At 40.6% G+C, this 23,620-nt stretch carries 17 protein-coding genes; 15 read left to right on the top strand and 2 right to left on the bottom strand.

From position 1 onward, the window contains the following. Positions 1-25 precede the first annotated feature (25 nt). Positions 26-1,945 (bottom strand): ABC-F family ATP-binding cassette domain-containing protein, encoded by a 1,920-nt coding sequence (locus tag JG30_RS01975; protein WP_046315750.1) that lies wholly within the window; start codon positions 1,943-1,945, stop codon positions 26-28. Positions 1,946-2,048: 103 nt separating this feature from the next. Here JG30_RS01975 and JG30_RS01980 point away from each other — a divergent pair, with 103 nt between their 5' ends. The 5 genes from JG30_RS01980 (at position 2,049) to JG30_RS02000 (ending at position 9,166) form a co-directional block, all read left to right on the top strand. Further along, positions 2,049-2,681, top strand: coding sequence for a redox-sensing transcriptional repressor Rex (locus tag JG30_RS01980; RefSeq protein ID WP_046315752.1), 633 nt, complete (start codon positions 2,049-2,051; stop codon positions 2,679-2,681). A gap of 536 nt (positions 2,682-3,217) precedes the next feature. Beyond that, positions 3,218-5,146: an LTA synthase family protein gene (locus tag JG30_RS01985; protein ID WP_046315754.1), complete on the top strand. Its 1,929-nt coding sequence runs from the start codon at positions 3,218-3,220 to the stop codon at positions 5,144-5,146. 127 nt (positions 5,147-5,273) lie between these two features. Beyond that, positions 5,274-5,558, top strand: coding sequence for a co-chaperone GroES (groES, locus tag JG30_RS01990; RefSeq protein ID WP_046315756.1), 285 nt, complete (start codon positions 5,274-5,276; stop codon positions 5,556-5,558). Positions 5,559-5,603: 45 nt separating this feature from the next. Further along, on the top strand, positions 5,604-7,241 hold the full coding sequence (gene groL / locus JG30_RS01995) for a chaperonin GroEL (RefSeq protein ID WP_046315758.1): 1,638 nt from the start codon (positions 5,604-5,606) through the stop codon (positions 7,239-7,241). A 149-nt stretch (positions 7,242-7,390) separates the two neighbouring features. Beyond that, positions 7,391-9,166, top strand: a complete 1,776-nt coding sequence (locus tag JG30_RS02000; protein ID WP_046315759.1) for a 1-deoxy-D-xylulose-5-phosphate synthase — start codon at positions 7,391-7,393, stop codon at positions 9,164-9,166. A 241-nt stretch (positions 9,167-9,407) separates the two neighbouring features. On the opposite strand, the gene JG30_RS02005 is transcribed toward JG30_RS02000, so the two are convergent. After that, positions 9,408-11,030 carry a glycosyltransferase family protein gene (locus JG30_RS02005; protein ID WP_046315761.1) on the bottom strand — a complete coding sequence of 541 codons (1,623 nt, stop codon included), beginning with the start codon at positions 11,028-11,030 and terminating at the stop codon, positions 9,408-9,410. Between the two features lie 126 nt (positions 11,031-11,156). Between JG30_RS02005 and JG30_RS02010 the strand changes: the two genes are divergently transcribed. From JG30_RS02010 to dinB, 10 genes are all read left to right on the top strand, one after another. Next, positions 11,157-11,942: a TIGR00282 family metallophosphoesterase gene (locus tag JG30_RS02010; protein WP_046315763.1), complete on the top strand. Its 786-nt coding sequence runs from the start codon at positions 11,157-11,159 to the stop codon at positions 11,940-11,942. Between the two features lie 36 nt (positions 11,943-11,978). Then, positions 11,979-14,588 (top strand): DNA mismatch repair protein MutS, encoded by a 2,610-nt coding sequence (mutS, locus tag JG30_RS02015; RefSeq protein ID WP_046315765.1) that lies wholly within the window; start codon positions 11,979-11,981, stop codon positions 14,586-14,588. 13 nt (positions 14,589-14,601) lie between these two features. Beyond that, positions 14,602-16,512, top strand: a complete 1,911-nt coding sequence (gene mutL / locus JG30_RS02020) for a DNA mismatch repair endonuclease MutL (RefSeq protein WP_046315768.1) — start codon at positions 14,602-14,604, stop codon at positions 16,510-16,512. A gap of 9 nt (positions 16,513-16,521) precedes the next feature. Continuing rightward, a complete protein-coding gene (ruvA, locus tag JG30_RS02025; protein WP_046315770.1) occupies positions 16,522-17,121 on the top strand; it encodes a Holliday junction branch migration protein RuvA in 600 nt (199 codons plus the stop codon). Between the two features lie 12 nt (positions 17,122-17,133). Continuing rightward, the gene (gene ruvB / locus JG30_RS02030) at positions 17,134-18,153 is read left to right on the top strand and encodes a Holliday junction branch migration DNA helicase RuvB (protein WP_046315771.1); all 1,020 of its coding nucleotides are present in this window, start codon (positions 17,134-17,136) and stop codon (positions 18,151-18,153) included. Then, positions 18,153-19,184 carry a tRNA preQ1(34) S-adenosylmethionine ribosyltransferase-isomerase QueA gene (queA, locus tag JG30_RS02035; RefSeq protein ID WP_046315774.1) on the top strand — a complete coding sequence of 344 codons (1,032 nt, stop codon included), beginning with the start codon at positions 18,153-18,155 and terminating at the stop codon, positions 19,182-19,184. The genes ruvB and queA overlap by 1 nt, the downstream gene beginning before the upstream one ends. Before the next feature lie 17 nt (positions 19,185-19,201). Next, entirely contained in the window at positions 19,202-20,344 is a 1,143-nt protein-coding gene (tgt, locus tag JG30_RS02040) for a tRNA guanosine(34) transglycosylase Tgt (RefSeq protein ID WP_046315776.1), read from the top strand. 81 nt (positions 20,345-20,425) lie between these two features. Further along, positions 20,426-20,908 (top strand): preprotein translocase subunit YajC, encoded by a 483-nt coding sequence (gene yajC, locus JG30_RS02045; RefSeq protein ID WP_245626282.1) that lies wholly within the window; start codon positions 20,426-20,428, stop codon positions 20,906-20,908. Between the two features lie 113 nt (positions 20,909-21,021). Continuing rightward, positions 21,022-22,506, top strand: a complete 1,485-nt coding sequence (zwf, locus tag JG30_RS02050; protein WP_046315778.1) for a glucose-6-phosphate dehydrogenase — start codon at positions 21,022-21,024, stop codon at positions 22,504-22,506. Positions 22,507-22,508: 2 nt separating this feature from the next. After that, complete coding sequence (gene dinB, locus JG30_RS02055) at positions 22,509-23,618, top strand: DNA polymerase IV (RefSeq protein ID WP_046315780.1); 1,110 nt, start codon at positions 22,509-22,511, stop codon at positions 23,616-23,618. Positions 23,619-23,620 lie beyond the last annotated feature (2 nt).

Genomic DNA, 23,620 nt, shown 5'->3' on the forward strand with positions numbered 1-23,620 from the left:
ATAAAACGAAAAATGGCGTTCAAGTTTATTCAATTAGCTGGGCCCATTGATCTTCGGCGTTATTTTTTTGCTGAGTTAAGGTGGTAATTTGTTGTTGCAGCTCTTGAAGTTTAGTGTAATCTTTTAAATTCTCGGGTTGAGCCATGGCTTGATTTAAAGTTGTAATTTGTTGTTCCAGCTGATCAATTTGAGTTTCCAAGGCGGTGATTTGGCGTTGACGTTTGCGCTCTTGGCGTTGGCGTAACTTGTTTTGTTGATAGTTTTGTTGACCAGTTGTCGGGTGAGCAGTGGTGGTTAAATCCGGCTTATCTTGACTGGCCGCCAATGCTTGAACTTCCGCTTTTTTAGCCAGATAATAGTCATAGTTACCTAAATACAGTGTGCTTTGTTGCGGTTCTAATTCTAAAATGCGGGTAGAAATTTTGTTTAAGAGGTAACGATCATGTGAGACAAATAAAATGGTGCCGGCAAAGTCTTGCAAAGCTTGTTCTAAAATTTCTTTACTTTGAATATCTAAGTGGTTAGTCGGTTCGTCCATAATCAGTAAATTATCATGTTTCAAAGCCAATTTACATAATGTCAAGCGGGCCTTTTCGCCTCCGGACAAATCATGCACAATGTTAAACACATCATCATCTTGAAAGAGAAAGGAAGCTAAAATATTTCGAATCTCTTTTTCATCGATTGTCGGATGTTCATCCCAAATTTCATGTAGGACGTCTTTGTTGGAATTTAATTGATTGAGATTTTGATCATAATAGCCGACGGTCACATTAGTTCCCCATTTGATAGTTCCCTGTAATGGCGGAATTTGATCAATTAAAGTTCGAATTAAGGTTGACTTACCCACACCATTAGGCCCAATGACGCCTAAGCGTTCGTGCTTTTTCAGTGTAAAAGTAATATCTTGTTTTAACTCATTATTCTGATACCCGGTTTGTAAATCCTTGACTTTGAGGACTTCATTGCCGCTAGTTTGTTGGGTCGTAAATTGAAAGCGCACGTGAGGTTGGAGCGATTTGGGTTTGGCTAAGCGGTCAACTTTAGCCAATTGTTTGCGGCGACTTTGAGCACGTTTAGTAGTTGACGCGCGAACGATATTTTTTTGAATGAAAGCTTCGGTTTTTTGGATTTCTTCTTGCTGTTTATTATATGCCTTCCAAGCTAAAGCAAGATCTTTGTCTCGTTGGGCTAAATAAGCACTATAATTACCGGAGTAATGTTTGAGCGTTTGATTTTCCAGGGCGTATACTTCGTTGACGGTATGATCTAAAAAGTATTGATCATGGGACACTATTAATAAGGCCCCCTGATAGGTTTGTAAATATTTTTCCAACCAGTTTAAAGTATCAATATCCAGATGGTTGGTAGGTTCATCCAGAATTAATAATTCGTGGGGCTCTAATAACATTTGGGCAAAAGCCAGGCGGGATTGTTCACCGCCCGATAGATTTAAGGCAGGTTCTTGTTGACGACTTTCGGGGAAACCAAAACCACTTAATACAGAACGAATTTCCGAACGATAGCCATAACCATTTTCATCTTTAAATTTAATTTGTAATTGATCATACTGGTGCAACAGTTCCTGGGCTTGGGGAGTGGTGGTATCCGTTAATTCGCTCAAACGCTTTTCCAAATGATGGAGTCGTTGTTCATCTTGTTTGAGATAATCAAAAATGTGTTCCATTTCCTGATAAATGGTGTTGTGCGAATGGAAGTGGGGATTTTGCGCGAGGTAGCCCATCCGCAGATTATTTTTATAAATTATCTTGCCAGCACTGGGCGCTAGTTCTTGATTAATAATTTTTAAAAGGGTTGATTTGCCGGCGCCATTAGGGCCCACTAAGCCTACACGGGCTTGTTCGGCGATTTGAAAATTGACTTTTTGAAAAAGGGTGTCACTTCCAAAGTTAAGAGCAATATTTTGACCTTGAACAATTAACAATTTAAAACTCCTTCATAATAAATGATTCGAACTGGTTGACATTGTGATATTAGTTGCGTGATACTTTAAGGTATAACTTAAAAAAATCACAAGAGGGTTTATTATGGCGCAATACAAAATTCCAAATGCTACAATTAAGCGACTTCCATTATACTATCGTTATTTTCAATTTTTAAGTGATTCTCATAATCAAAAAGTTTCTTCTACAGAACTAGCCAAGGCCGTCCAAGTTGACAGTGCCACCATTCGTCGTGATTTTTCTTATTTTGGATCATTGGGCAAAAGAGGTTACGGGTATGAAGTGGAACCTATGGTGGAATTTTTTAAAAAATTATTGAACCAAGATAAGACTTCGAAAGTAGCTCTAGTGGGTGTTGGTAATTTAGGCCATGCGCTATTAAATTATAATTTTTCGCAGACTAATAATATTAAAATCGTAGCTGCTTTTGACAGTGATCCGGCCAAAATTGGCACGCAGATTAATCAAATCACGGTTTATGATATTCAAGATGTGGCGCAGCATTTACATGAGCAACAAATTGATGTTGTTATTTTGTCGGTTCCGGTGGGCAGTGCCCAAGTAGTCACAGATCGGTTAGTGCAAGCACATGTGAAGGGCATTTTAAACTTTACACCTTTGCGGATTTCAACTCCCGAAAATGTCCGGGTGCATAATGTGGATTTAGCTAATGAATTACAGACGTTGATTTATTTCTTGGATAATTACTCAGCTTAAAACAACAGTAAGTTTGTTAGAGGCTTAGAGTTTGAAAATAGGATATTAATTGATGGATTATTGTGTCAGTAACCGAATTGTCCGGAGGATTATTGCCCTTTAGTCGAACGTTTTTTAGATGGTTATTGGCTCAATTCCGTCTTCAGCCGAGCTTTTCTTTAGAATTGATTGTGGAAAAACGGGGCTTGCATTTCATACTTGCAGCAACTACAATAAATTTTTCATTTAAAACATTTCATATCAGTTCAAAATAAAAAAATTGGAAATAGTCAGATTGGAAATTCTACTCCACCATCTATGATACTTTTGGGGTTCTTAAAATTCTGAAAATTACCCACAAGAGGACTATACAGGCTTGACAACAGCTTGTAGTTTTGTGTTACAGGATATTTGACTAATAGCTGGCTAAAGCTTTATGCGTATGGTGCAGAATCTAACCGTGATTTTGCCGAGCATTCATTAGCTTGTAATGGGCGAGATCCCAAGCGGGCAGTGACAAATGGCTTGTAGATATTTCCAATTGGAAAGGAGCTTTTTTGCGTAAAAAGGTACTAATTCAAAGTGGCTATGCCCTGTTGCGCCTGCTGGTTTTAGGGCTGGCAGCTTATTTGCTGTACTTTGCCTTACAATTGGCGCTCACAGGAGCATTTTGGAAAAATTTTCTGGAAACCTGGACTCGCTTCTTTGATGGAAGCAGTCCAGTTTTTTGGGTTAATTATGGAGTAGCATTAGGTTTAGTGAGTTTAATCATCACGCTCATCGGTGATTATTGGTTAGGTTTAGCTACTGCGACTAGTTTAGGAATAATTTTCATTTTTGTTGATTATACCAAAATTGTTTCGCGTTCCGAACCCTTGCTGCCGAGTGATTTTTTGATGGCTGGTCAAGCAGGTGATTTAATTCAAATGATTAAATTGAAAGCCATCTTTTTGTTGTTAGGGACCATTCTGCTGATTTTTCTGGTGGCATATTTGTTACACCGCTGGAGCCGACCGCTATGGTGGAATTATCATACTTTAGTTTGGCCGCTACGCGTTTTGGTTGTAGTCAGCTTGGGCGGACTATTAACTCTTTTTTCCCAGGCGGGTAATTCTAAATCTTTCGCGGCTGTTAAATTAGCCCAATGGGGTATGGCAAATATTGACCACGAACAATTAGCTAACTATCAAAATTGCGGTTCGCTAGTGGCTTTTACTTTTAATATTAAAACGGATCCCATGACTCGTCCGCAGAATTATAGTGCCGCTACAATGGCAACGATCGCTAAACGTTACCGCAATGGTTTGGCTCAGCAGAATCAAGGCAAAAAATTTGCGGATGTTAATATCATTTATATTTTAAATGAATCTTTAACAAATCCAGAACGAACCGCGGATCGTTATCCACTTACAGGAACACAAAATCCAATGCCTTATCTGACGCAAATTTTAGATAATCCTGCTGAAAATCAAGCTTCCGGTTATATGATTAGTCCTGGCTTTGGCGGCGGCACAGCGAATATTGAATTTGAAGCGAATACTGGTTTTTCTAATTACTTTTTAAATAATACACCTTACCAGGATATTCTTTCCAAAAAGAGTTACTTCCCGAGTCTAATGCATTATTTAGATGCGGCGCATTATCAATCGCAAGCTTATCATCCTTATTCCGGGACAATGTATCGCCGCCGCCAAGTCTATCCGGGATTAGGAATTAAACAATTTCGCGATCATAATCAATTAAAGGGTTTAAAGCAATCACCATATGGCCTTTATACTTCTGATGCTTCAGCATATCCGAATTTTTATGCCCAACAAAAACGAACCCGGCAGTTTAGTTTGATGATTACCATGCAAAATCATATGCCTTTTGAGGCCGCTAAGGGAAGTAATGCGACTTTCACTTTAGAATCACCGGTGGCTAATGATCAAGATAAGACCAATCGATTGCAAGCTTATTTTCAAGAAGTTAATGCTTCTGATCGAGCCTTTGAACATTTAGTAAACCATTATCAAAAGGCTAAAGAAAAAACTTTGATTGTTATGTACGGGGATCATTATCCGGGTGATGGAATATACGATGATTTATATAAAGCTGACACTTTGAACTCGCATGCAACCCCGTTTGTGATGGTGGCTAATTTTCCTTTAACTCAGCATAACTATGATTATTTTTCACCGAATTATATGTCTTTGTTGTTGTTACAACAATTAGGCTATCCACTAACACCGTTTTATAATATGTTAATTCAATTACAACAACAAATTCCAGTGCTGACTAAGCCACTGCAAATTGATGCGCAAGGCAAACAATATACGGCCCGAACAGATACAGACCCTCATCAGGCCACAGAACCAAAAAATTCTGCTACTAAAAATGCTTGGACCAAAACTCAAGTTTACCAAGATTATCGTTTATTGGAATATGATGTCACCTTTGGTAATAATTATGCCCGCAAGTACCACATGTTTGATGTCAATGATTAACCTGAAAAAAATTTATAGAAAGACTTGCAACAATCTAAAAACATGCTATTATATTAATTGTTGGTTAGCACTAATATTAAACGAGTGCTAAAAGTGCTAAAAGAAATAATTTTTTGGAGGGATTATCTTGTTAAAGCCATTAGGTGATCGCATTTTAGTTCAAGTTGATGAAGAAAAAGAACAAACAGTTGGTGGCATCGTTTTAGCCAATAACGCCAAAGAAAAGCCTCAAACTGGTGAAGTTGTAGCTGTCGGTGATGGCGCTCAAACTCCCGATGGGAAAATTATTCCACTGAACATTAAAAAAGGCGATAAAGTTTTATACGATAAATACGCTGGTTCAGAAGTTAAATATGAAGGTAACAAATATTTGGTCATGCATGAAAAAGATGTCATGGCAATTATTGATTAATTTAATATAATTGAAAATTGAAAATACTTTGAGGTGAAAAAAGTTATGGCAAAAGAAATTAAATTTTCTGAAGACGCTCGCGGTCAAATGTTACGAGGCGTGGATAAATTAGCAAATACAGTAAAAACTACTTTAGGACCTAAAGGACGTAACGTGGTCTTAGAACAATCTTATGGCTCACCTAATATTACCAATGATGGTGTGACAATTGCCAAAGATATTGAATTAGAAGATCATTTTGAAAACATGGGTGCTAAGTTAGTTTCTGAAGTTGCTTCGAAAACTAATGATACTGCTGGTGATGGTACGACTACAGCTACTGTTTTAGCACAAGCTATTATTCAAGAAGGTATGAAGAATGTAACTGCTGGTGCTAACCCGGTAGGGATTCGGACCGGAATTGAAAAAGCAACACAAGTAGCAGTTGATGAATTACACAAGATCTCTCATAAAGTTGAAGGTCGCGATCAAATCGCTCAAGTAGCTGCTGTTTCTTCTTCCAGTGAGCAAGTTGGTGAATTAATTGCGGACGCCATGGAAAAAGTGGGTCACGATGGCGTTATTACCATTGAAGAATCCAAAGGTATTGAAACAACTTCTGATGTAGTAGAAGGTATGCAATTCGATCGAGGCTACTTGTCACAATACATGGTTACCGATAATGACAAGATGGAAGCTGATTTGGAAAATCCTTACATCTTGATTACCGACAAAAAGATTTCCAATATTCAAGATGTTTTACCATTATTGCAGTCCATTGTTCAACAAGGCAAGGCTTTATTGATTATTGCTGATGATGTAGATGGTGAAGCTTTACCTACTTTAGTTTTGAACAAGATTCGGGGTACTTTCAACGTAGTTGCGGTAAAGGCTCCTGGTTTTGGTGATCGTCGTAAGGAACAATTAGAAGATATCGCTATTTTAACTGGCGGCACCGTCATTACTTCTGATTTAGGTTTAGAACTCAAAGACACCACAATTGATCAATTAGGTCAAGCTGGTCGTGTAACAGTTACTAAAGATAATACGACTATTGTTCAAGGCTCTGGTTCCAAAGCAGCAATTGACGAACGAGTAGAATTGATCAAAAAACAAATTAGCGATACAACTTCGGATTTCGATCGGGAAAAATTACAAGAACGTTTAGCTAAATTAGCTGGTGGCGTTGGCGTGATCAAAGTTGGTGCTGCTACTGAAACTGAATTAAAAGAACGTAAATACCGGATTGAAGATGCGTTGAACGCAACCCGCGCCGCAGTTGAAGAAGGCTACGTTGCTGGTGGTGGTACCGCATTAATGGATGTCATTCCAGCAGTTACCAAATTAGCTGAAGAAGCTGATGGTGATGTGCAAACAGGTATCAATATTGTAAAACGGGCTTTAGAAGCACCGGTACGTCAAATTGCGGAAAATGCCGGTAAAGAAGGTTCTGTCATTGTTGAACATATGAAGGGCGAAGAACTCGAAACAGGATACAATGCCGCAACTGACAATTGGGAAAATATGATTAATGCAGGAATTATTGACCCAACTAAAGTAACTCGTTCCGCTTTACAAAATGCAGCTAGTGTTTCAGCTTTGATTTTGACAACCGAAGCTGTCGTAGCTGACAAACCGGAACCAAAGAATGATGCTCCAGCAGCTGATCCAAATGCTTCTGCCGGCATGGGCGGTATGATGTAATTTAAGTCTTAACCTTTTTTAAAAAACCTCTAGAAGGAATCAATAGGTTCTTCCAGAGGTTTTTTTTGAACAAAGAAATATCTAAGCAATTGCAGTATTTCTACCGCATCATTGTATAATAAGCAATAAAAGAGGGGGATTGAAAGTCAATGAACCAGCATAAAAATTTTTTATTAAACCGAATTGCCGGACCCCAGGATCTTAAAAAGTTGAGTCTTGCTGAAATGAATCAATTAGCTGCTGAAATTCGCACCTTAATTGTGGAAAAAGATGCTGCTCAAGGAGGTCACCTGGGGCCAGATTTGGGGATTGTGGAAGCCACGATTGCTTACCATTATGTGTTTAATGCGCCCCAGGATAAAATTGTTTGGGATGTGTCGCATCAAACCTATCCACATAAAATGCTGACTGGAAGGGCCCAGGCTTGGCTGGATCCTGATTGTTATACGGATGTTTCGCCGTATTCCAAGCCAGACGAGAGTCCTTATGATGATTTTGCAATTGGACATACTTCCACTTCCATTGCTTTGGCAACAGGAATGGCCAAAGCTCGGGACTTAAGAGGCGGTCAGGAAAATATAATGGCCTTAATCGGTGATGGTTCTTTGACTGGGGGGCTGGCCTTTGAGGGTTTGAACAATGCCGCCATTGAACCACACAATTTGGTAATAGTAGTTAATGATAACCAATGGTCGATTGATAAAAACGTCGGTGGAATAGTTACCGCTTTACAAAAACTCCGAGATTCCAACGGCCAAACTCCCGAAAATCCTTTTCAAGCGATGGGATTTGATTATCGTTATGTAGCCGATGGCAATGATTTAGCAGCTATGATTGCTGCTTTTCAGGCGGTTAAAGATGTTGACCATCCGATTTTGTTACACATTAATACACTCAAAGGCCAAGGTTATGAGCCGGCCATTCAAGCCGAGGAAGCGCATCACTGGGTCAGTCCGTTTAATTTAGCAAATGACAATCCCTTAAATCCAAAGCCTAAGACACCCAATCCGAATTCAGTCGCCCTAGAGGTCATTCAATCCCAGATTGCGGCCGGACAAAACATTATGGCCATTACAGCGGCAATTCCAGGTGCTTTTGAGCTGGATCAATTTAAAAAGCAATACCCCGATCATTATTTAGATGTGGGTATTGCCGAACAAGAATCGGTAACTTTGGCCGCTGGGTTTGCCCGTGCAGGTGGCACACCGATTTTAATGGAAAAGTCGACGTTTTTACAACGAGCTTTTGATCAATTATCCCATGATGTGGCTGCAAATGATTTGCCCGTAGTAATGTTAGTTTCTGGGGGGAATATTTCCGATCAATCCAAAACTCATTTAGGTATTTTTGATCAAGTCATGCTTGCTAATCTGCCTAATTGGCGATATCTAGCACCGACTACTTTAGCAGAGGAACAAGCAATGTTGGAATGGGCCATTAACCAAAAGCAGCACCCGGTAGCCATTAAAATGCCACAAGAGGTGCCCTTAAGGGATCAGCAGACCGTGACTACAGATTACACAACGATTCACTATCATGTTCAACCAGGTCAAAAAATTGCTATTTTGGCGCTAGGAGATTTTTATCAATTAGGTCAAAAAATTGCTAGCCAACTGCAGGCGACGTTGGTTAATCCGCTGGCCGCTAATATCTTAGATGAAGCAACCCTAACTAAATTAGCTGAGGAACATGAAATTATAGTTACGCTGGAAGATAATATTTTAGATGGTGGTTTTGGACAAAAAGTAGCAGCCTATCTGGGTCCAAAAAAGGTGAAAGTTTTAAATTATGGGCAAAAACGAATTTATACTGATCAAACTCCGCTCTTTGAAAGTTATGCAGCTAATCATTTAACGGCCAAACAAATTATTTCTGATGTTCAAGCCTTGGAGCAATCGATGACAGCCCACCCTGCTTCTAGCTAGTATAAGCGCGCGCAGTCATTTTTATCCTAGATTGTGTTTTCTCAACTGCTGTGGTGGAAGTAATTGAACGTTTGCTTTCAGAAATAGTGGAATACAGATATCAAAAAGTTTCTTACTCAAGAAGAAACTTTTTTTATGTTCAATAGCAATTCTCCAGTCAGGAATTAGTAAAAAGGAAAATTGACCACTCCAAATGAAAAGCTAATCAGTTGTGGCTAAAAATCCAGTCCAGGCCATTTGATTAAACTTTACGGCAAAGGATGCAATACAAGAAGAAGCCACTGGTAACACTACTTAAAACCGCTCCCAGAAGGGCCAGCTTAGTGGGTTGATAAAAAATTTTAATCTGAAGCGCTTGGCGATGGGGTGGGATCTCGATAGCAAGTAATCCGTGATTACTAAATTGAGCCTCTTGGGATTTTTGCTGGGGGATTTGGTAGCGATAACCCCGATAGGCGGTACGCGGTAATTCGATGGTCTTCCCTGCAGCGGAACTAGTCGTTTGAATAAGAAGCTGTTCAGGGTTGTTTTGTAAAATTCGGTAATGATTATGGCGGGCAATTTCTGACGGTGTAGGATCATGGCTTAATTGCATGCGCCACGCATTTAATTTAGCGGGCTGGTATTCTCCCATACTAATAGAATATTCCTGTGAAAAATCCGCTGGAATCAAAGCCTTTCGTTGTTGATAAAATTGGTAGTTATTAGTGACGGGAACGAGGAAAAAATAACCTACTATTAATACAAAAATCCCTCCCAGAATGCCACCTTGCTGGCGCTGTTGGGCAATAATTTGTCCCGCAACTCCCGCGACTACTAAAACTTCTAAGGGCAAAATTAGGGTATTAAAGCGAATGACCGTTTGTAATAGAACAATAGGTTGAAAAAGTTTGACCGCGACGCGAATTAAAAAATTACTGTAAATAAAAATTGTTAATATACCGGCGATGATTGCGATTTGATCGAGAAAACGAGCGGTTAGCCGATGCTGGACCTGTTGATAAATTAAATAAATACTACACAACAAAAAAAGAATAAATAAAGTGGAAAAGACACTGCTGAGCGTAAAATCATTATGAATAATTTGGTAAGATCCGTCATTGGCGCGCGTAGTATCGGTATATTTTTGTGCCGTATATTGTTGGATGAAAGGCAATAAAAAAGCCGCACATAATCCTAATGCCCAAGCAGCACTTTGACATAGAACTTTGATCAAGTTTCGAGATTGTGCATTATGCCATAAATTCAGCAGGCTAAAAAGCAGGACATAGGCACAAGCCAAAAGAAAAGTTAAAATATGACTCAAGAGCAGGGCACTCATACTGCCGGCTAAAAGGAACTTAAATTGCAATTGGTTTTGCCGGATTTTTTCTAAACTTAAAATAACCAACGGAATAAAAATTAACGCCCAGCCTTCGCCGATAGCTGTTCGGGTGTAGATGGCCGTGAGATAATAATTAGAAAGTAAATATAAGGGAGCAGCTAAAAGATTGGCATAATAGTTGTGGAAAAGTTCATTAGTTGTCCAAGTAATCGTAATAATTGCTAAAATAGAAATAATGATGATCATCGCTAGATAAACTTTTACGACACCACAACCCAAGGCCACCAAAATGGCGAAAGGATAAAGAAAAAAATTGCTATAAAAAAAGCCGACACCGTAGCCCAGGGTATGAAGATATTCAAAACCAATCGGATTCGGAAAATGTCCTGCCTGCAGATTATGGGCTAAAGTTTGTAGACGGGCAATATGAAATTTGGGATCATAACCAGTCGCCCAAGTCTGTTGCATCAAGGGAATCAGACTAATGATTAAGGTAATGATTAAGGTGCTCATAAAAAGGAATTTGCGTTTAGGATTCATTACTGTTCCTTACTGAATTAAAATTGAAATGTTCCGAGATTCTGTTGAAATGTTACTATATATAAAATATCACAAAAGCTGTGTCAAGAGCTTAGAATTATTATGGGACCTAGTTAGGAGAATATTATGCGAGTTTTATTTGTCGGCGATGTAGTGGGAGATATTGGGGTGCAGGCGATTGCCACCTACTTGCCGCCCTTAAAAAAAAGTTATCATCCGCAGGTGACCATTGTGAATGGTGAAAATGCCGCCCAGGGTCGCGGAATCAAAGCCCCGCAATTTAAAGCACTACTGCATGCCGGCGCCGACATTATTACGTTAGGCAATCATGCTTGGGATAAGTACGAGGTGCAAGCGTTATTACAGCAAAATGATAATTTATTGCGGCCGGCTAATTACCCGGGAGAACAGACTCCCGGGCAAGGAATGGTAATCAAACGGGTCAATGAGCAGCAGTTAGCTGTTATTAATTTACAAGGTCGAGCTTTAATGAATCCTTTGGATGATCCTTTTCGCACAGTAGATCGCTTATTAGCGCAAATCCCAGCCACGGCCAATGTTTTAATTGACTTTCATGCTGAAACAACTAGTGAAAAAACAGCCTTTGCTTATTATGTGGATGGGCGTGTAGGAGCGGTGTTAGGCACACATACACATGTTCAGACTAATGATGCACGAATTTTGCCTAAAGGGACCGCCTTTGTAACCGATGTGGGCATGACTGGTTCTTATGATGGTGTTTTAGGAGTGAAAGTAGCCAATAGTATTCAACGCTTCGTAACGCAACGGCCGACCAAATATGAAGTAGATGATCATGGCCGCCCCCAAATTAATTATTGTTTACTTGATCTAGCAGCACATAACCAGATCCAAGTGGGTCAGATTAATCCAGATCATCCTTTTACCAATTAATGTCAAATTACGAATGAATTAGGAGTAAATTGTTTCATGCCACAAAAAACCAAAGATACACCAATGATGCAGCAATATCTCAAAATTAAACAAGATTATCCTGATGCATTTTTGTTTTATCGAATCGGCGATTTTTATGAGATGTTTTACGATGATGCCATTAAAGGATCACAAATTTTGGAACTGACTTTGACAGCCCGTAATAAAAATGCTGCAGACCCGATTCCAATGTGTGGTGTGCCGCATCATGCGGCGGATAGTTATATTGAAATTCTCGTGGATAAGGGTTACAAAGTCGCCATTTGTGAACAATTAGAAGATCCCCAAACGGCCAAGGGTATGGTCAAACGGGGAATTATCAAATTGGTCACGCCGGGCACCAGCCTCGATGATAAACCCAATCAAAGTACAGAAAACAATTATTTGGGAGCTATTTTTCCGCAAGCGCAAACCTGGGGCTTTGCTTATACCGATTTATCTACGGGAGAATTTTGGGCAACGAATTTTTCGGATTTTAAATCAGTAGAAAATGAATTACTTAATTTACGCAGCAAAGAAGTGGTGGTACCGGCCAAACTACCTAAAAAGCAGGTCAAACGGCTGCAGAAATTAGGCTTGATGGTTTCACCGGAAACGCCGCAACAAGATTATGCCGAAGTCTCATTTGTAACGCAAAAGTTAACGGCCGCTAGTCAAATTCAAGCGGTCCGCAATTTAATCGCTTATTTAATGGAAACTCAGAAACGTTCTTTAGCCCATCTCCAGGTGGCACAAGCGTATTCAGTCCATCAGTACTTACAAATGGATCATAATGTCCAGAGTAATTTAGAATTGTTTAGTTCTTTACGGACTGGGAAACGCTCCGGGACTTTGACTTGGCTTTTGGATCAAACCAAAACCGCTATGGGCAGTCGGCTGTTAAAACAATGGATTCAACGTCCGTTACTGCAAGTGAAGAAATTAAAGTATCGGCAAGATTTAGTTCAGTTATTATTAGATAATTTTTTTCAACGTGGATCTTTACAGGATTATTTAACCCAAGTCTATGATCTGGAACGTTTAGCTGGGCGAGTAGCTTTTGGCAATGTTAATGCCCGTGATTTAATCCAATTAGCGACTTCTCTAGCACAGGTTCCCAAAATTAAAGCGACCTTACTAGATCTTCAAGCGCCGGTGGTCGATGATTTATTAACCCATTTGCCTGATTGTCAAGATTTAACTACAGCCATTACAACCACTTTGGTAGACGATCCGCCGATTTCGGTGACTGACGGGAATTTAATCAAAACCGGTTTTAATCAGCAATTAGACCAATATCGTGATGCCATGAAAAATGGTAAACAGTGGCTTGCCCAAATGCAAGCCAGCGAACAGCAGGCCACAGGTATTAAAAATTTAAAAATTGGCTTTAATCGAGTCTTTGGCTATTATATTGAAGTAACAAATGCTAATAAAAAACAAGTTCCTGCCGAACGCTATCAGCGTAAACAAACTTTGACAAATGCCGAACGGTATATTACGCCGGAATTAAAAGCGATTGAACAAAAAATATTAGAAGCAGAAGAGAAATCCAAAGTTTTGGAGCATCAGCTGTTTAATCATTTACGCGAGCAAATAAAGGCACGGATTACCGATATTCAAACGGTAGCTTCTACTCTGGCAGCGTTAGATGTCTTACAAAGTTTTTGTGCAGTCAGTGAACAGTATCACTACGTACGCCCGCAATTTACGCAGCAAGAAAAAATTGCCGTGATTAATGGACGTCATCCCGTGGTCGAAAAAGTATTAGGAAAACAAAAGTATATTCCTAATAGTATCACGATGGATGCGAAAACCTCCATCCTGCTGATTACGGGACCTAATATGTCTGGGAAAAGTACGTACATGCGCCAATTAGCGTTAATTGTGATCATGGCCCAAATTGGCTGTTTTGTACCCGCAGAGCAGGCGCAGTTGCCAATTTTTGATCATATTTTTACCCGGATTGGTGCAGCTGATGATTTAATTGCCGGCAATTCGACTTTTATGGTGGAAATGATGGAAGCTAATGATGCTCTGCAACATGCTACCCCCCATTCTTTAATTATTTTTGATGAATTAGGACGCGGGACCGCTACTTATGACGGCATGGCTTTAGCACAGGCGATCGTAGAATATCTCTCGCAAAAGGTCCCGGCGAAAACTCTCTTTTCCACGCACTATCATGAATTGACGGGTTTAGCAGCCCAATGGCCGAATATTAAAAATGTTCATGTTGACGCTACCGAAGAAAAAGGTCAGCTGGTATTTTTGCATAAAGTTTTACCCGGTCCGGCTGATAAATCATACGGTATTCATGTAGCCCAGTTAGCCGGGTTGCCCACTTCCTTATTGAAAAATGCACAGCAAATTTTAACCACTTTAGAACAAAAACCGATTCATTTACAGACGAAGTCTTCGACCCCAGCCACGGCCAAATCAATATCGGAACAAACCAAGCCCAGTCAACCAGTGGAAAAAGAAGAACAGCTATCTTTATTTGGCGAACCGCCGACTTCTAAAAATAGATCTTTACTGCAACAGTTGAAAGATGCTAATTTGATGAAAATGACGCCGCTAGATGCGATGAATTTGTTATTCAAATTACAAAATGAGTTGCAGGACTGAAAGGAGAATGAAAATGGCGCATATTCAACAATTACCTGCAACTTTGAGTAATCAGATTGCTGCCGGCGAAGTAATTGAACGACCAGCCTCAGTTATTAAAGAGCTGGTCGAAAATGCGCTGGATGCTCAAGCAAGTCAAATCGATATTTTAGTCAAGGATGCCGGCATTTCATTGATTAAAGTTGCCGATAACGGTACCGGAATTAAGAGCTCAGAAGTAGAATTAGCTTTTTTACCCCATACCACTAGTAAAATTAGCAATCTACATGATTTATTTCATGTGCACACTCTGGGATTTCGCGGCGAGGCTTTGGCTAGCATCGCTGCTGTAGCAAAAGTTGCTTTAACGACCAGTACTGATAACAATGCAGGCGTCTGCTTAAAAATTAATGGTGGTCAAAAACAGAGTTTAACCACCCTCGCTAAGGCGCGAGGGACGACAGTGACTGTAACTGATCTATTTTATAATACTCCCGCACGTTTAAAATATATTAAGACGGTAAATACGGAATTAAATCATATTATTAATATTGTCAATCGGTTGGCCTTAGCGCATCCGGAAGTGGCTTTTACGCTGGCCACAAACCAGCGCAATTTAATTCGGACTTCGGGCAATGGCAATTTACAACAAACAATTGCCGGCATTTATGGCCGCTTGACGGCGCAACAAATGATTCCTTTTCAACAAGCAAATGCCGATTTTCGTATTCAAGGCTATACTTCACTGCCACAACAAACACGTTCCAATCGCCGCTATATTTCTTTAATAATTAATGGGCGTTATGTGGTTAATAACCAACTGATCCAGGCAGTGATCGCCGGATATGAGTCGAAGTTAATGGTCGGTCGTTATCCCATTACGGTAATTAATATTGCTTTGGATCCGCTTTTGGTGGATGTTAACGTTCATCCCACCAAACGCGAAGTCCGCTTGAGTAAAGAGGCAGCTTTAGCGGAGTTGATTCACACAACCATCGCTCAAAGTTTAGCCAAATTGAATTTAATCCCGGATGCTTTACGCAATCTGCCTCAAAAAGCGCAGCAACGGGTCTTGCAAACTGATATCAAGAAGTCCTCTGACACAATAAAAAAACCACTGGGGGCTCCAAAATCAGCGCCTCAACAAATTGCAGAAGCAAAGACTAACGTGGCTTCAACTCAAGATTCCTGGATTGCTGCTGGGGCATTGCACAGTACCCCCATTTTTGAGGATCCCTCCCATTTGAAACAATGGGATCACGAAATGACCACGCTGGCAGCCGAGCCTCTGGCAGATGATTTGTCCCAAGCGGCCACAATGACGTCGCTGCAAAAATCTTTTCCGCAATTGCAATTTATGACGCAACTACATGAAACCTATTTGGTAGCTCAAAGTGATGATGGTTTTTATTTAGTGGATCAACATGCTGCCCAGGAACGAGTGAATTATGAAAAATACTTTCAGCAGTTGGGATCCGTTAGTCCAGATCAGCAAAATTTATTAGTGCCCTTGGTCTTAGATTACGCCAATGCAGATGCAATTTTGATTGGGGAACACTTACCGTTGTTGCAAACCATGGGCGTGGGCATTACTGCTTTTGGTCAGAATAGTTTTGTTGTGAACAGCTATCCTACCTGGATTCCTGATAATCAAGTAGAAACGACTATCCGGGAAATGATTGATTATGTTTTAAAAGACGGTAAAATTGATATTGCCAAGTTTCGCGAACAAACTGCCATTACAATGAGCTGTAAATTGTCGATTAAAGCCAATCACCCTTTGGATCGTTTACAGGCCCAAGCAGTCTTAGACCAGTTAGCGCAAGCTAAGAATCCCTATAATTGTCCCCACGGCCGGCCTACTTTGGTTCATTTTAGTGATCAGGATATTCAAAAAATGTTTAAACGGATCCAAGATCCACATCAATCTTTACGACAGAAATGAGGGTAACGGGTGTTTGAGTATTTAACTGGGAAAATTACGTATCTTTGTCCGCAATATTTAGTTTTAGAAGTGCAGCAAGTCGGTTATCGCTTACTGGTAGCCAATCCTTATCGCTATCAATTAAATCAAACCCAAACACTGTATGTTGAACAAATTATTCGAGACAACGATCAAACATTATATGGCTTTTATGATTTACAAGAAAAAGAGTTATTTCAACAATTAACTTCGGTTGCCGGAATTGGACCCAAAAGTGCCTTGGCAATTTTAGCAGATGATGACCATACTGGCCTAATTAATGCGATTGTCACTAATGATGTCCAATTTTTAACGCAATTTCCCGGAGTAGGCAAAAAAACGGCCCAACAAATTATTTTAGATTTAAAAGATAAAATCCATCGCACAGATCAACAAAGAGTCGTCACTAATTTATTTGCGGCTCCTGTTGCTAAGAATGGAACAGATCCCATCTTAGCAGATGGTTTGGCAGCCTTAAAAGCGTTAGGTTATACGGATTCCGCCATTAAAAAAATTGCCCCGCAATTAGCCCAAATGGAATTAACGGATGCCGGATCCTATGTAAAAGCGGGCTTAAAATTACTTCAATAATAGGAGGTTGCAGTGGCTAAAAAAGATTTAACTAATGATCATGTATTGGATGATCAAGAACAAGCAGTAGAAAAATCTTTACGTCCCCAAACTCTCAGCCAATATATTGGTCAAACGAAAATTAAACATGAATTGCAAGTTTATATTCAGGCTGCGCAAAAACGCCAAGAAGCATTAGATCATGTTTTGTTATACGGCCCGCCGGGATTAGGTAAAACTACTTTGGCATTGGTGATTGCACATGAGCTTGGGGTTAATCTTCGATCTACCACCGGTCCTTCGATCGATAAAGCGGGGGATCTCGTGGCGATTTTAAGTGAATTACAGCCAGGCGATGTTTTGTTTATTGATGAAGTACATCGATTACCCAAGAATATTGAAGAGATCTTATATTCGGCCATGGAAGATTTCTTTATTGATATAGTGGTAGGCCAGGGAGCAGAGGCACATGCGATTCATTATCCCTTGCCTCCGTTTACTTTAATTGGGGCTACCACGCAGGCAGGCCAGTTATCCTCGCCTTTAAGAAGTCGCTTTGGCATTATTGAACATTTGACTTACTATAATACCACTGAATTAACGCAAATTATCCAACGCTCAGCTACGGTTTTGAATGTCACCATTACTTTAGAAGGTGCCCATGAATTAGCCCGTCGTTCGCGGGGAACTCCGCGTGTAGCTAATCGATTGTTAAAACGTGTGCGTGATTTTGCACAAGTGGCCGGCCGCCAAGAAATTGATGCTCCCTTAGTTAGTTCTTCGCTACAGCAATTACAAGTAGACAGTGCCGGATTGGATCAGACGGATCGTAAGTTATTACAAATGATGATCCAGTTGTACCATGGCGGTCCGGTAGGTTTAAAAACCATGGCGGTAAATATTGGTGAAGAACAAGAAACTGTGGAAGCCGTGTATGAGCCATATTTATTGCAACAAGGATTTTTAAAAAGGACTTCGCGAGGACGGATGGTCACGTCCAAAGCGTATCAACATTTAGGATTACCTGTACCAGATCAGAATGGAGCAAAATAATGTTAACTTTAGATGACTTTGATTATGATTTACCGGCAGAACTTATTGCCCAAACTCCTTTAAAAAAGCGAGATCAATCACGTTTGTTAGTACTTGATCACCAAACCGGAGCTTATCAGGATCGGCATTTTTATAATATATTGGATTATCTTCATTCCGGTGATGCTTTGGTTATGAATGATACCAAAGTTTTACCGGCTCGTTTATATGGAGTAAAGAAAAATACACAAGCGCATTTAGAAGTTTTACTACTGCATAATACGACTGGTGATAACTGGGAAGTTTTAATGAAGCCTGCCCGCCGGGCGCCTGTGGGTACGGTGATTGACTTTGGTGAGGGTCAATTGCAATGTACAGTGACTCAAGAAATGGAACATGGCGGCCGGATGGTCCGCTTTGACTATCAGGGTATTTTTATGGAAATTTTGGAACGCTTGGGAGAAATGCCATTACCGCCATATATCAAAGCTAAATTAGATGATCCGGATCGTTATCAAACCGTTTATGCTAAAGAAGAAGGTTCAGCCGCTGCACCTACTGCGGGGTTACATTGGACCCAAGATTTATTGGCCCAAGTTCAAGCCAAAGGAGTGCATTTAGTATATTTAACACTGCATGTCGGTTTGGGGACTTTTCGCCCAGTTTCAGAAAATAATATTGAAAAACATAAAATGCACAGTGAATTTTATCGTTTGACGCCTCAGGCGGCCCAAGAACTAAATGACGTGCGCGCTCAGGGTGGTAAAATAGTAGCCACGGGCACAACTTCCATTCGAACTTTGGAAACGATCGGGACTAAATTTGCAGGCGCGATTAAACCAGATAGTGGTTGGACGGATATCTTTATTAAGCCCGGTTATCAGTGGAAAGTGGTGGATGAGTTTATTACGAATTTTCATTTACCTAAATCCACTTTGGTAATGCTCGTCGCTTCTTTTACCGGCCGCAAAAATATTTTGCAAGCTTATCAGCATGCCATCCAAGAAAAATATCGCTTTTTTAGTTTTGGCGATGCGATGTTTATTAAATAAGTTAAAATGAGGTTTTTATGGAACAACCAATTCAATACCGTTTGATTAAAAAAGAAAAGCATACTGGAGCCCGCTTAGGTGAATTAATAACACCGCACGGCACTTTTTCAACGCCGATCTTTATGCCGGTCGGCACGCAAGCAACTGTTAAGACCATGGCCCCGGAAGAATTAAAGACAATTGGCGCCAGTGTCATTTTGGCGAATACTTATCATTTGTGGTTGCGCCCGGGTTCGCAGCTAGTACGTGCTGCCGGCGGCTTACACCAATTTATGCATTGGGATCAAGGTATTTTGACTGATTCGGGAGGTTTTCAAGTATTTTCCCTGGCACATCGGCGGGGAATTAGTGAAGAAGGAGTGACTTTTAAAAGTCATTTGGATGGTCAGCCGATGTTTTTATCGCCGGAAAAAGCGATTCATATTGAAAATGATTTAGGCTCAGATATTATGATGAGTTTAGATGAATGTCCGCCGTTTTTTGAATCACATGCTTATCTAAAAGCTTCCGTTGAACGAACTTCGCGCTGGGCTCAACGCGGTTTACAGGCGCATCGTCATCCTGATCGCCAAGGTATCTTTGGGATTGTGCAAGGTGGAGGTTATCATGATTTACGCCGGCAAAGTGCGCGTGATTTGACTAGTTTAGATTTTGCCGGTTATTCGATTGGCGGCCTATCAGTTGGTGAATCGAAAGCGGAAATGAATCACGTTTTGGACTTCACCACGCCTTGGTTACCGGAAAATAAGCCCCGTTATCTGATGGGGGTAGGAACGGCTGATTCTTTATTAGATGGTGTTATTCGCGGCATTGATATGTTTGATTGTGTTTTACCAACGCGCATTGCCCGCAATGGGACCTGTATGACTTCGCAAGGACGATTAGTTGTCAAAAATGCCCAATATGCCCAAGACTTTACACCATTAGATCCGCAGTGTGATTGTTATACTTGCCGAAATTATACCCGGGCGTATATTCGGCATTTGATTCATGTGAATGAAACATTTGGGATTCATTTAACTAGTTACCATAATTTGTATTATTTGGTCCATTTGATGGCGCGTATTCGCCAAGCTATCCGAGATGACAACTTACTGGATTTACGTGCGGAAGTTTTTGATCAATATGGCTTTAATGAAAAAAATGCGAAAAATTTTTAATGAAGTAGTGTCTTCTGATAAATTGTCTGTTAGAATTAAAAGCAGTGAAATAAGTTTAGTTCAATATTTGAGGTGAAAGAATTGCAATTTTTAGCGGCAGCTAGTGGTGGAATGGGTAATTATACGATACTGATCTTTTTTGTTTTGATGATTGTTTTAATGTACTTTACTATGTATCGTCCCCAAAAAAAGCAGCAGGAACAACGGCAGAAAATGTTAAATGCCATTAAGGTGGGCGATCCCGTGGTCACCATTGGTGGCTTACATGGCACTATTGATGAATTAGATGATGCTAATCAAACCGTGGTTTTAGATTGTGATGGGATTTATTTAACATTTAGCCGATCGGCGATTCGTACCATTGCTAAAACCAAACAGCAACCAGCGGCTACTAATAAAACTCAAACAACAACAGCCAACGATTCAAAAAAAGCAAGTACTTCGGCACCAGAAGATGATTCTCAGCCAGCCCCCCAAAAGGCTGCGGAAGTTGAGCCTCCAGCTGAGACCACTCCAACGTCTGCGGAGAAATCTAAGACCACAGAAGCTGATCAAGAAGCGTAAGAAAAACGATTGTCATTTGGGCGGTCGCTTTTTTGTTATGGCTTTAAAAATTAATGTTGTAAAATAAGAATAGGTATTTTGATTGGCGAGCGCGCCCTAAAGGAGAAGAGCTCATGGCACAAGAACAAGCGGTAATTTTTATTATTTTCGGTGGTTCCGGTGATTTGGCGCATCGTAAACTATATCCAGCGCTTTTTAAATTGTATACAAAAGGATATTTGCGGCAACATTTTGCGGTGATCGGAACAGCGCGGCGACCATGGAGTCACGAATATTTTCGACAAACGGTCAGCGAATCGGTTGCTAATGACTTAGGGGATCAAGCTCAAGTAGCCAGTTTTGTGCAGCATTTTTATTATCAATCTCATGATGTCAAGGATGCCAATCACTATGTAGCTTTAAAGAAATTAGCGCAGCAGCTTAATCAACAATATCAGGCACAAAATAATCAAATTTTCTATATGGCTATTGCACCGCAGTTTTTCGGTACCGTGGCCCAACATGTTAATTCAGAGGGCCTGTTGAATCCAGACGGCTTTAATCGTCTGGTCATTGAAAAGCCCTTTGGCAAGGATTTGACGACTGCGCGAGCCTTAAACGACAGTATTAGTGCTACTTTTAAAGAAGAACAAATTTACCGGATTGATCACTACTTAGGTAAAGAAATGATTCAAGCTTTACCTATTTTACGCTTTACCAATCCCGTGCTGGAGGCGGTTTGGAATTGTCACTACATTAGCAATATTCAAATCACCTTAGCAGAAGCCCTAGGCGTGGGGGAACGGGCCGGATATTATGAATCTGCAGGGGCATTACGCGATATGATTCAAAATCATGCGCTCCAGATTTTAGCGTTACTGGCGATGGAACGGCCGACGGAATTCACATCACAGGCGGTTCATCAGCAAAAAGAACAGCTCTTTGCCCAACTACATCATTACACGCTGTCCGAAGTCGATCACAATTTTGTCCGCGGGCAATACGATGTGGATCGCCGCGGCTATCAAACGGCTTATCGGGAAGCTGATAATGTACCTGATGATTCCCTAACGGAAACTTTTGTGGCGGGGCGGATTTTTGTAGATACTCCCCGGTGGCACAATGTACCCTTTTATGTACGGACGGGCAAACGACTACGTCAAAAAGCGACGCGAATTGATATTGTTTTTCAACCTGAAACCAACAATATTTTTGCGAATTATCACAAGCAAAAGATTTTACCAAGACCGACGGTGCTTACGATTGCGATTGAACCCCGCCAGGGATTATGCTTAACGGTAAATGGTACCAATCCGGGACTGGGTCTGCGGAATTCTTTGCAACCCTTGAGCTTTCGGCAATCTGATGGCTCGTTGGCTAATTCGCAGGAGGCATATGAAAAATTACTAATTGATATTCTACAAGGTGATCAAACGAATTTTACCAATTGGATCGAACAAGCCTACACTTGGCAGTTTATTGATATTATTCGTCAGCGTTGGGATCAGATTACACCTGATTTTCCTAATTACCGCAGTAACACTTTTGGCCCAAGTAAAAGTGATCAACTCTTGGCACAATTGGGTCATGAGTGGATTTTTGGCACTGATTCCTTTTAATAATGAGTTTTTTGGAATTACCTCAGGTTGTTCATGACCAGCGCCAAATCATTCATGTGGATATGGACGCATTTTATGCCTCAGTGGAACAACGCCAACATCCGGAATATCGCCACAAGGCACTAGTGATTGCTTATGATCCCCGTAAATATAATGGTCATGGCGTAGTGACTACTGCAAATTACGAAGCGCGGAAGTATGGTATTCATTCGGCAATGCCGACTTTTCAAGTATTAGATAAAGTTCCTGCCGATAAGTTAGTCTTTGTCCCACCAAATTTTTCCTTGTATCGCCAGGTTTCTCAACAAATTCATGCGATTTTTAATACCGTAACCCCCCTGTGGGAGCCGGTAGCTTTAGATGAAGCTTATTTGGATGTCACCGCCCAATTAACAACACCGCAAGCAGTAGTTCCTTTAGCTTTAAAAATTCAACGCACTATCAAGCAGCAATTAAATTTAACCTGTTCTGTAGGTATTTCTTATAATAAATTCCTGGCTAAAATGGCCTCAGATTATGCCAAACCATTTGGCCGCACGGTAGTGAGCAGTCAACAGGCCTTAGCTTTTTTAGCCCCCTTACCTCTAAAAAAATTTCATGGGATTGGTCAAGCTACCCAACAGCGTTTAGCGAAGTTAGGCATGCAAACCGGTGCGGATTTACAAAGGGTTTCCTGGGATTTTTTAACCCAAAAATTTAAAAAGACTGGTTACTTACTCTATCAACGAGGGCGAGGGATCGACGACTCCAGAGTACGGGCCCAGCGTTTGAGTAAATCAATTGGTAAAGAACAAACTTTTTATCGTCCCATCTTTAACGATCAAACAGTTACCCGGATCTTGCATGAATTAGCTGCAGCGGTCGCGCAGGAAGCGCAAACTAAAAAATTGCGGGGGCGGACCGTAGTCATTAAAGTACGCACGGCCGCAAATTTTGAAACTTATACCCGGCGACAGACTTTAGAACGGGCAACTAACGATGAAACAACCATTTTTCAAGCCAGTTCGCAATTATTCACGGCACTTCAAGTAACGACGGATCCTTTGCGGCTGCTGGGAATTACTTTAACCAATTTAGTGGAAAACAGATTTGAAGAAATTAGTTTATTTTAAGG

It is taken from the genome of Bombilactobacillus mellifer, from assembly GCF_000970795.1.
In the GTDB taxonomy this organism is placed as follows: Bacteria; Bacillota; Bacilli; order Lactobacillales; family Lactobacillaceae; genus Bombilactobacillus; species Bombilactobacillus mellifer.

What these genes read in the sequence shown, in the direction of transcription:
- JG30_RS01980 (WP_046315752.1), top strand. Translation starts at nt 2,049, where the DNA reads ATGGCGCAATACAAAATTCCAAATGCTACAATTAAGCGACTTCCATTA.
- groL (WP_046315758.1), top strand. Translation starts at nt 5,604, where the DNA reads ATGGCAAAAGAAATTAAATTTTCTGAAGACGCTCGCGGTCAAATGTTA.
- JG30_RS02000 (WP_046315759.1), top strand. Translation starts at nt 7,391, where the DNA reads ATGAACCAGCATAAAAATTTTTTATTAAACCGAATTGCCGGACCCCAG.
- JG30_RS02005 (WP_046315761.1), bottom strand. Translation starts at nt 11,030, where the DNA reads ATGAATCCTAAACGCAAATTCCTTTTTATGAGCACCTTAATCATTACC.
- JG30_RS02010 (WP_046315763.1), top strand. Translation starts at nt 11,157, where the DNA reads ATGCGAGTTTTATTTGTCGGCGATGTAGTGGGAGATATTGGGGTGCAG.
- mutS (WP_046315765.1), top strand. Translation starts at nt 11,979, where the DNA reads ATGCCACAAAAAACCAAAGATACACCAATGATGCAGCAATATCTCAAA.
- mutL (WP_046315768.1), top strand. Translation starts at nt 14,602, where the DNA reads ATGGCGCATATTCAACAATTACCTGCAACTTTGAGTAATCAGATTGCT.
- queA (WP_046315774.1), top strand. Translation starts at nt 18,153, where the DNA reads ATGTTAACTTTAGATGACTTTGATTATGATTTACCGGCAGAACTTATT.
- tgt (WP_046315776.1), top strand. Translation starts at nt 19,202, where the DNA reads ATGGAACAACCAATTCAATACCGTTTGATTAAAAAAGAAAAGCATACT.
- zwf (WP_046315778.1), top strand. Translation starts at nt 21,022, where the DNA reads ATGGCACAAGAACAAGCGGTAATTTTTATTATTTTCGGTGGTTCCGGT.
- dinB (WP_046315780.1), top strand. Translation starts at nt 22,509, where the DNA reads ATGAGTTTTTTGGAATTACCTCAGGTTGTTCATGACCAGCGCCAAATC.